This is a genomic window from Mesorhizobium sp. M7A.T.Ca.US.000.02.2.1, assembly GCF_003996995.1.
In the GTDB taxonomy this organism is placed as follows: domain Bacteria; phylum Pseudomonadota; class Alphaproteobacteria; order Rhizobiales; family Rhizobiaceae; genus Mesorhizobium.
This window is the reverse complement of record NZ_RZTT01000277.1, coordinates 1-8,201: the sequence shown is the minus strand read 5'-3', so window position 1 is coordinate 8,201 and position 8,201 is coordinate 1. Positions and strand designations below refer to the sequence as shown.

At 62.5% G+C, this 8,201-nt stretch carries 7 protein-coding genes and 2 pseudogenes; 3 read left to right on the top strand and 6 right to left on the bottom strand.

What is annotated here, in order from left to right; translation table 11 throughout:
• The 3 genes from EOD15_RS23135 to EOD15_RS23125 all read right to left on the bottom strand — a co-directional run.
• On the bottom strand, positions 1 to 450 hold a 450-nt coding region (locus tag EOD15_RS23135; RefSeq protein ID WP_127408857.1), incomplete at its 3' end, for a DUF1194 domain-containing protein.
• A gap of 41 nt (positions 451 to 491) precedes the next feature.
• Entirely contained in the window at positions 492 to 1,133 is a 642-nt protein-coding gene (locus EOD15_RS23130; RefSeq protein ID WP_245463741.1) for a hypothetical protein, read from the bottom strand.
• 172 nt (positions 1,134 to 1,305) lie between these two features.
• Positions 1,306 to 2,304, bottom strand: coding sequence for a DMT family transporter (locus EOD15_RS23125; RefSeq protein ID WP_127323081.1), 999 nt, complete (start codon positions 2,302 to 2,304; stop codon positions 1,306 to 1,308).
• 151 nt (positions 2,305 to 2,455) lie between these two features.
• Here EOD15_RS23125 and EOD15_RS23120 point away from each other — a divergent pair, with 151 nt between their 5' ends.
• On the top strand, positions 2,456 to 4,438 hold the full coding sequence (locus EOD15_RS23120) for a BTAD domain-containing putative transcriptional regulator (RefSeq protein WP_127408856.1): 1,983 nt from the start codon (positions 2,456 to 2,458) through the stop codon (positions 4,436 to 4,438).
• A 149-nt stretch (positions 4,439 to 4,587) separates the two neighbouring features.
• Here the strand turns inward: EOD15_RS23120 and EOD15_RS36900 are convergent.
• Both EOD15_RS36900 and EOD15_RS23110 read right to left on the bottom strand, forming a co-directional pair.
• Positions 4,588 to 4,677, bottom strand: a pseudogene (locus EOD15_RS36900) (transposase domain-containing protein); the annotation flags it as partial.
• Positions 4,678 to 4,864: 187 nt separating this feature from the next.
• Positions 4,865 to 5,071, bottom strand: a complete 207-nt coding sequence (locus EOD15_RS23110; protein WP_348629431.1) for an HU family DNA-binding protein — start codon at positions 5,069 to 5,071, stop codon at positions 4,865 to 4,867.
• A 403-nt stretch (positions 5,072 to 5,474) separates the two neighbouring features.
• On the opposite strand from EOD15_RS23110, the pseudogene EOD15_RS23105 reads away from it, so the two are divergent.
• Positions 5,475 to 5,594 (top strand): annotated as a pseudogene (locus EOD15_RS23105) (DUF736 family protein); the annotation flags it as partial.
• A gap of 30 nt (positions 5,595 to 5,624) precedes the next feature.
• Here the strand turns inward: EOD15_RS23105 and EOD15_RS23100 are convergent.
• Entirely contained in the window at positions 5,625 to 7,001 is a 1,377-nt protein-coding gene (locus tag EOD15_RS23100) for a PLP-dependent aminotransferase family protein (protein ID WP_127408855.1), read from the bottom strand.
• Positions 7,002 to 7,142: 141 nt separating this feature from the next.
• On the opposite strand from EOD15_RS23100, the gene EOD15_RS23095 reads away from it, so the two are divergent.
• Positions 7,143 to 8,201 (top strand): hydroxymethylglutaryl-CoA reductase, degradative (locus EOD15_RS23095; protein ID WP_127408858.1); only part of this gene is annotated, 1,059 nt, incomplete at its 3' end.

Genomic DNA, 8,201 nt, shown 5'->3' with positions numbered 1-8,201 from the left:
CCCTCTGCGGATGAAGCCGGTATCGCCTTTCCTGCTGATCACCGCAGCCGCCGCTTTGGCATCTTCCAGTTCGCAGATGCTTGTCCACGGCAGCACGACGCGTGCGTGTCCGGGGCTCGACCATTCAAAATAGGCAACGCCGATGCAGCCGACATAATTCCGGCTGATGGCGGCGATGATCTCTGGCGAGGTGAGTGCCGCGGCATGTCCCTCGCGTTGCATATCGGCGATCTTCGGATCGATCGATGACGAGAAGTCGACCGCGAACACGATGGCGACGTCAACGTTCGCGGCATGGGCCGAGGCCCCCCAAAACAGCGAAGCTGCAAGTATCCCTGTCACTCTCGAGATTAAACCGGCCGGCGTCAGGAGACTGCCCCAGCCTGTCGCCCGCACCCGTTCGCGAAAGGATGGGGGGCCGGCGTCCTGATGATACACGCTGCCAAACATGTCATTCTCCATCTCGACATCCGGTCGTTTCAAAAGCGAGCTCAACATGTGGAAATCTGGCGGATCGCCTTGGTACCTACGCCGAACAGCAGCAGATCGGCCTTGGTCCACAAGAGATAACAGCCGAGCAAGGTCAGTGGCATGGGGAGGGCCGCGAAGGAGCCGCCCGACCAGACCTCAGGCAAAGCACGGCCGAGGGCCACTGTCGTCGCCAGCATTGCAGGCAACCGGCTGGCGAGCACCGCACTGCGGAACGGATCGGGCCAAGCGGCCGGCCACATCGGAATTGGCGTGCCGGGCCTGTGGAAGGTGCTGCCGAATTTGCCGAGCGCATGCAGCAGGCCGGAGGTCGCCGCAAGCAATGGATCGCCGAGCAGCAACAGGGCAATGCCGAGCCCGATCGCCCCCAGGCCCGACAGGAAGTCGCCCAGACGGTTGAGGGCAGGATCGGGAGCATCCGGCCTTGCCCAGGCCCGGTGATAGGCCTCGCCGCCCCAGAAGAAGACCAGGGTGGTCAAGGTCAGCGCAACAGTGCCATGGCTGCCAGCGAAATATTCGATCACCGCCATGGTGACGCTGCTTCCCTCATGCAAGCCGACCGGCGCGGTGGCAATCTGGATGGCGAGACCGACAATGAGGCCGAGCGCGTTCCCGCTGTTGTAATAGCCGCCCGGTCCCTTCATGCGGGCGCGAAGCGCCGATACCAAATGTGCGATAGGAAGAAGGATCGTCCGCGCCTCCATCACTGCGCCCCCACGACAAGTCCTGCCGCCATCGGCAAGGCCACCGCCGCCTGGCTGATCGACGCCACTGGCCCCGTGTCGGGCGGCAGCCGGGGCCGGAATAGGTTTCGCATCACCGGCAAGGGTCATCACATTCCTCCACTGGACCTGAATTGTTGGGGTGACGATCGCCTGCCCAATTTGCGGCGGCAGCTGCAAAGGCAGGGGCCCCGTCGAAGGGTTGAACCGAAGCGGTTCGCAAGGACGTGCGTGCCTGCGGCGCTCGGTTCGACAGTGCCACGGACAGGATCGCACCCAGAATGATGGCGGCACCCAATGCGCTCGCGGACGAGCTCCGCTCGCCGAGAAAGATCGCCGCGCCCAGCGCCCCGAAAACGCTTTCTGCGCTGACGATCACGGCGGCGTGGCTGGCCGGCGTAAAGCGGAGGGCAACCGTCTGTATGCCGAAGGCAATCGCAGTGGAGAACACGCCGAGGATCGCCAGTTCCGGGCCGGCTGCGAATGCGGCGGCCAACGACAGATTGCCTTGCATTGCGCCGAGCGGCAGGGCGAAGGCTGCGGCGCCGAAGAACTGTGTCGCGGCTGCGGTGAACGGCCGCGCATGCACCTGCATGTGCCGGCCCAGCTCGACTGCCCAGAGCGCATAGCAGGCAGCCGAGAGGACAGCGGTGAGATCGCCACTGCTGAACCCGGCAATCCCATCCGACAACAGCAGGGCTCCAACAACGGTCAGCCCGGCGGCGACCGTGAGACTCGCTGTCGGACGTTCGCCTACGAGAAACCAGGCGGCCAGCGGTGTCATTACCGTTGCCGTGCTGACCAGGAAGCTCGCATTGGTGACGGAGGCGCCGAGATAGCAAAGCTGCTGGAGCGTGATGGAGATGGCAAACAGCGCGCACACCTTGGCCAAGCTGGAAAAATAGTCCGGCCCGAGCGGAAGCCGCCTCTCCATCAAGACAAAGGGCAACACAAGCAGGCCGCCGATCAGGCAGCGCAGACCCACCGCACTCAGCGCGTCGAGATGCACAAGCACCATCTTTTGCGAGACATTGCCGAAGCCCCACAAAGCGGCTGCGAATAGCAGCAGCAAATTGGCTCTTGTCCTGGACACGCGTCCCCCTCGAACCAAGCCTTTCGTTGACTTGGTCACTTTAATTTAGCAAAGCCTAAACAGCCTGCCGTTACGGCAGCGCTTGAGCGCGAAGGCCGACTGTTGCGAAGCGTTAGTTTTGAGTTAGGATTTCGTCAGGCTGGGATAGCAAATGCAAAGTGAGGATAGGGGCGCTGCAAATAGAATCTCACTCTTCGGCGGTTTCCGGATTGAAAATGAAACGACCGGTCCGCTTCGGCTGACCGGGAAACGAGGGCCGGCAATCATCGCCTATCTGGCCCGGTGTCCGGGCATGGCGGCGACGCGGGAGAGGCTGGCTGACCTCCTATGGGGCGACAGCGACGGCGAACATTCGCGCAACAGCCTTCGGCAAGCCCTCAGTGTCCTGCGCCAGGATCTGGCGCGAGAAGGGGTGGATCTCATCCATTCCAGCGGTGAGCTGATCGCCCTGAGGCCAGAGGCCTTTCAAGTCGACGTGGAGAAGTTCGAAACGGGTCTCTCGGCCCGTTCCGCTCAGGACCTCGCGAAGGCCTTGGCGAACTACACCGGGCCCTTCCTCGACGGGCTTTATCTGGGAAGCAATGCGTTCGATGACTGGATCACATCGGAACGCGACAGGCTGCTCGGCCGCGCGCTTGAGTCCTTCGAAAAACTGGCCCGTCTCGTCGACCCCGATGCCGGGCTGATCCTGGCCGATCGTATTCTGACCATGGAACCGACACGGGAAGAATCCTATCGGCTCAAGATGGAATTGCTGCTCGCATGCGGGCAACGCGACAGGGCAATCAGGACATACGAAGCCTGCAGAAGCATGCTGAAGAAGGAGTTCGGCGTCGAAGCCGGCCCTGAAACGCGGGCGCTTTGGCAATCTCTGTTGCTTGCCGCCGATGATGCTTCAAATGTGCAGTCGACAAGTGGTGTTCCGGCCAGCCAGCGCCTTGGGCGTCCGTCCATCAGCGTTGCCGACTTCGTCAATCTGACTGGAAAGCAAGGCGACGACTTTTTCGCCAAGGGACTTGTCCAAGACATCACGACGGCCCTTTCCGAAGTGGCCGACTATGTCGTGCTCGCCGCGCTTCCGCCCGAGAAGAGCGGCCCGGGCGAAGAAGCCAAGACGCCAGGGATACTCCGGGCGCGATATATGCTCAGCGGCAGTGTCCAGAGATCCGGCAATGGGTTGAGGGTGAATGTCCAGCTCGTCGATGCCGCCGGCGGCCACCATGTCTGGGCCCAGAAGTTCGACGGCCACTCCGAGAACGCGCTCGAATTCCAGGACAGGATCGCACAGTCTGTTGTTCTTGCCGTGATCCTCGAACTTCAACTGACCAACTGGAAGGTTCGAGACAAAAGCCCGCCGGGTACCCCTGAAGTGCGCAGGCTGGTCAACGAAGCTCTCATGAAATATTTTGAGATGACTCGGGACTCACTTTTGGTCGGGATAGAGCTTGCCGAGAAGGCCTTCTCGATAGGTCCCGACAACGCCCGTGCAAAGCGGACGCTCTCGATCGTAATATCCATGGGCGTGGCGTTTGGTGCACTGCCTCGGGAGCGAGGGGTGATCGAGCGTGCGGTCGAGCTTGCGGAAGCCGCGGTGCGGGCGGTACCGGACGATGAAATTGCTCGATGTATCTTGTCGTTCGCTCTCGAAAGTTGCGGTCGTATCGACGAGGCGATCGCCGAATGCCGCCACGCGATCAGCCTCAACCCGAGCTACCCGACTGGCCACGGCGATATTTCGATGCTCTTTGCATTGCGCGGACAGGTCGACGAAGCGGTGCGTGAGGCCAACGAAGCAATCCGGCTCGGAACGCACGATGTAATCGACTTCTGGCGCCACCACGGCCTGGTTGTGGCGCTCTTCGCTGGCGGAGACAACCAGCGGGCGCTCGAAGCCGCCCGCAAAGTGGTCAGGACAAAGCCGGGCTTCGTTCGCGGCGCCCTTTATTGGGCCGCGACCGCGTCGGCCACCGGAAACAACGAAGAAGCGTCCCGGGCCATCCACCATTGCCTGTCACAACTTCCGCATCTCAATCTGAGCAATGTCTGCCCTGGCTTTGTGCCGCGCTATGTGAAGGATCATCACCATTCCCGGTTCCTTGAGATGCTGTCGAGGGCTGGCCTCCCCGGCTCCTAGCCACAGTCCAGTTTGCCTGGGTCCCTGGAAGGTTTTCGAACTTTCTGTCTTGCAACTCCCGTCGAGATGCGCGCGCTTCTGAAGGAGGTCGGGATGTGTGGATCGTAAGCGGTGTTCTCAGGCCACGTCCTTAGCTCAAGCGCCCAGATATAGGTCCAAGGTAGCAGGCCGTCTATCTGGCTGTTCGGATGGCGCACGTCGGCGAGATAGCCGAGTGCGTCGACGTCATTGAGTTTGCAGATTGCGAGGCTCACATTAGATTGTGATAAAATAGGTGTTGGAGAATTTTCCGGCCGCGCCAATGGCGCGGCTTGGGACCTCGACCTAAGAACGGCAGCAATGAGAAACTGATGATCTTGGCATGAGAAACCATCGCCCAACAGAACGGCGCGTTACTATCAGACGAGATGTATCGTCATAAAATGGTCAGCCGTTCACCGAGTCCTTGAGAGCCTTTGCCGGCTGGAAGACGATCTTCTTCGATGCGGCGATCTTGATCGTGGCTCCAGTCGACGGGTTGCGGCCATCACGTGCTGGCTTGTTCTGTACCTTGAACTTGCCGAAGCCATTGAGGCTGATTTCCTCGCCCTTGGCAGCGGCTTCCGCAATGCCCTTCAACACATCCTCGACCACGGATTCGCTTGGGTTTTCGACAGGCCGTGCGCGTCTGCAAGGCGTTCGGCAATATCGATCGTGTTTACAGCCATCGTTTCCATCCCTTCTGAATTGGTTCAACCGATTGGCCTTATGGCACAGGAAATTCCACACTGTCATCGGGTCATGGAACGGAATCCGGTGCAAACCAACGCTCGAACCGGGAACTTCCACCACTCTGTCTCGAAAGTCCCGCAGCGCATGACCTCGGCATCAGACGCCCGGCGTGTAGACGACCCTTTCCCAGCAATGCCTCGCCGGTGTGAGGCGTAATTGCACATTCGGCCATGCGGTGGAGGATCAGGTGTGACGGGAATCGTCACGGCATTTGGCGGCTTGGAAGCCGCTGCCCTCAGCAATCAATTGGCCTTCGGAGCTGCCCAAGCTCGACGATCCCAGCTTCCCCGCACCGATCCACGCGAGCTTGGTCGAGACCGGCACCGGGGGCGACTTCTCGCTCATCTGGTCACGACGCGCCGCGGAGTGGTCCGTCAAGCACTAAGCCCCGCCGCAAGGCGGGGCTTTGTCATGTTCAAGTCCGCCGATGCCTAAGCTCTGCCAGCATGAAGTCAAAAAAATGAGGATCCGAGGCCCAGGCGATGTTGACGCGGATGCCTGCCTTGGCAGGTTGGCGCTCCGGCGAAAACACGGTACCAGGTGCGATAAAAATCCCCTGGCGAGCGCCTTCCCGGGCGAGGGCGATGTCATCGACATACTCGGGAAGCTCCAGATAGACGTAGTATCCACCTGTCGGCTCGGCAAAGAGCTTAAGACCCATCTTCTGAAGGCGGGGAACGACCGTCTCGGTGGCCTGCTGCACACGCTGCGCCAAACGCTTGAGGTGGCGCCGATAGTGACCTTCACTGATCAATCCATGGATCAACCGCTCAATGTGTCCTGAGCTGTTGACTGTCGTCAGCATCTTCAACTCGGCAAGGGAAGCGATAAGGTCGGGGCGCGCGGCGATATAGCCGCAGCGCAGGCTGGCCGACAACGTCTTGGCAAAGGTGCGCACGCAGATGACGTTCCGCAACTGGTCGAGAGGCGCAAGGCCAACGCCACGGACCGTCGGCAGGTCGACGAACGGGTCGTCCTCGACCACCAGCATGTCGCAGCGCGCGGCGATCGTCAGGATCGAGTGAGCCGTCGGCAGGTTGGTCGAGCTGCCGGTTGGATTGTGCGCAAGCGATTGTGTGAAGAACAGCTTCGGACGCTCGCGCTCGGCCTTGCCGGCGAGATCGTCGAGGTCCGGACCGGTCGGCGTCCGCTTCACGCCGATCATGCGGATCTGCGCCAGCTTCAGCTTGGCGAAAAGCGGGTAGTAGCCGGGGTCGTCGACCAGCACGGTATCGCCGGCGACGAGGAAGCGGCGTATGATCAGGTCCAGTGCGTGGTTGGCGCCGAATGTCAGCAGGATCTGGTCCGGGCTCGCCTGCACCTCGCGCTCCATGAGGTCGAAGGCGAGGCGCTCGCGCAGCGCCGGCAGGCCCATCGCCGAACCATAGCCGTCACTGCTGGACCTCTGGTGCCGGCCGAGCAGCCCGAGATGGCGCCGCACTTCCGATTCCTCCATCCATGAGGCGGGCGGCCGCCCGTCGCCGACGCGGATCGAAAAGCTCTCCTCCAACTGCGCATTGAGCAGCGAGGCGATGTCGACCGCTTCCGCGACATGGCGGGGACGCTCGCTCGGCGTCTGCCGGCGACGCTCGGCGACCATGAAGCCGGCGCCGGGCCGCGAAAACGCGATGCCCGCGGATACCAGCCGGTCATAGGCGTCGACGATGGTGTTCTTGGAAACGTCGAATTGCTCGGCGGCCTTGCGTATCGACGGAAGCTTGGCGCCGACGGCAATCGAGCCGGTCTCGATGCGCCTTCTGATCTCTGCCGCCACGGCCTCGGCGCGCGTCATCCCGAACATCCTCCGATGGGCTGCGTGCCCTGATATGGACTGGTACAGTTTGTCGCTGTTTCCTGTAGCTGTACCTTGATAGATGGTATCAGTTAAACGATAGCTGCCTCAACGACAAGCATTCGCAGGGAGGCGATCGTGATGGTGGCTGTCCAGGACAGCGGTGTCGAGCCGCGGCTGAATTCCCGCATCGAGAAATTCCGCGACCTGTCGCCGGCCGATCGCCTGGCGACGGTCGGCGACGCCGCTCGTCTTGGGCAGGCGGATCGCGATGCCTTGCGCGGCGGCGTCCTGCCGCTCGATCTCGCCAACGGCATGATCGAGAATGTGGTCGGCACCTTCGAGATTCCGCTCGGCGTCGCCACCAACTTCACCATCAACGGTCGCGATTACCTCATCCCGATGGCGGTGGAAGAGCCGTCGGTGGTCGCCGCCGCCTCCTACATGGCGCGCATCGCCCGCGGTTGCGGCGGCTTCGAGACATCGAGCACCGCACCGATCATGCGGGCACAGGTGCAGGTACTCGGTCTGTCCGATCCGCACGGCGCACGCGCCAGGCTGCTGTCGGCCCGCGACCAGATCATCGCCGCCGCCAACGAGAAGGACCGGGTGCTGATCGGCCTCGGCGGCGGCTGCCGCGAGATTGAAGTGCAGGTGTTCGAGGAGACGCAAGTCGGACCGATGGTGGTGCTGCATCTGCTCGTCGACGTGCGCGACGCGATGGGCGCCAACACGGTCAATACCATGGCCGAGGCAGTCGCACCGATGATCGAGCGCATTTCGGGCGGCACCGTCCGGCTGCGCATCCTCTCCAACCTGGCCGACCTCAGGCTGGCGCGAGCGCGGGTGCGGCTGACGCCGAAGGCACTGGCGACGAAGGAGTTCACCGGCGAGCGTATCGTTGCCGGCATCGTCGAGGCCTGTTCGCTGGCGATCGTCGATCCTTACCGCGCGGCCACGCACAATAAGGGCATCATGAACGGCATCGATCCAGTCGTCGTCGCGACCGGCAACGACTGGCGGGCGATCGAGGCCGGCGCCCACGCCTGGGCGGCGCGCGGCGGCCGTTATACGTCGTTGAGCCGCTGGGAGACCGACGCCGCCGGAAACCTCGTGGGGACGCTGGAAATGCCGATGGCGCTGGGCATGGTCGGCGGCGCCACCAAGACGCACCCGGCCGCGCGCCGCCCAGGCGTGGGC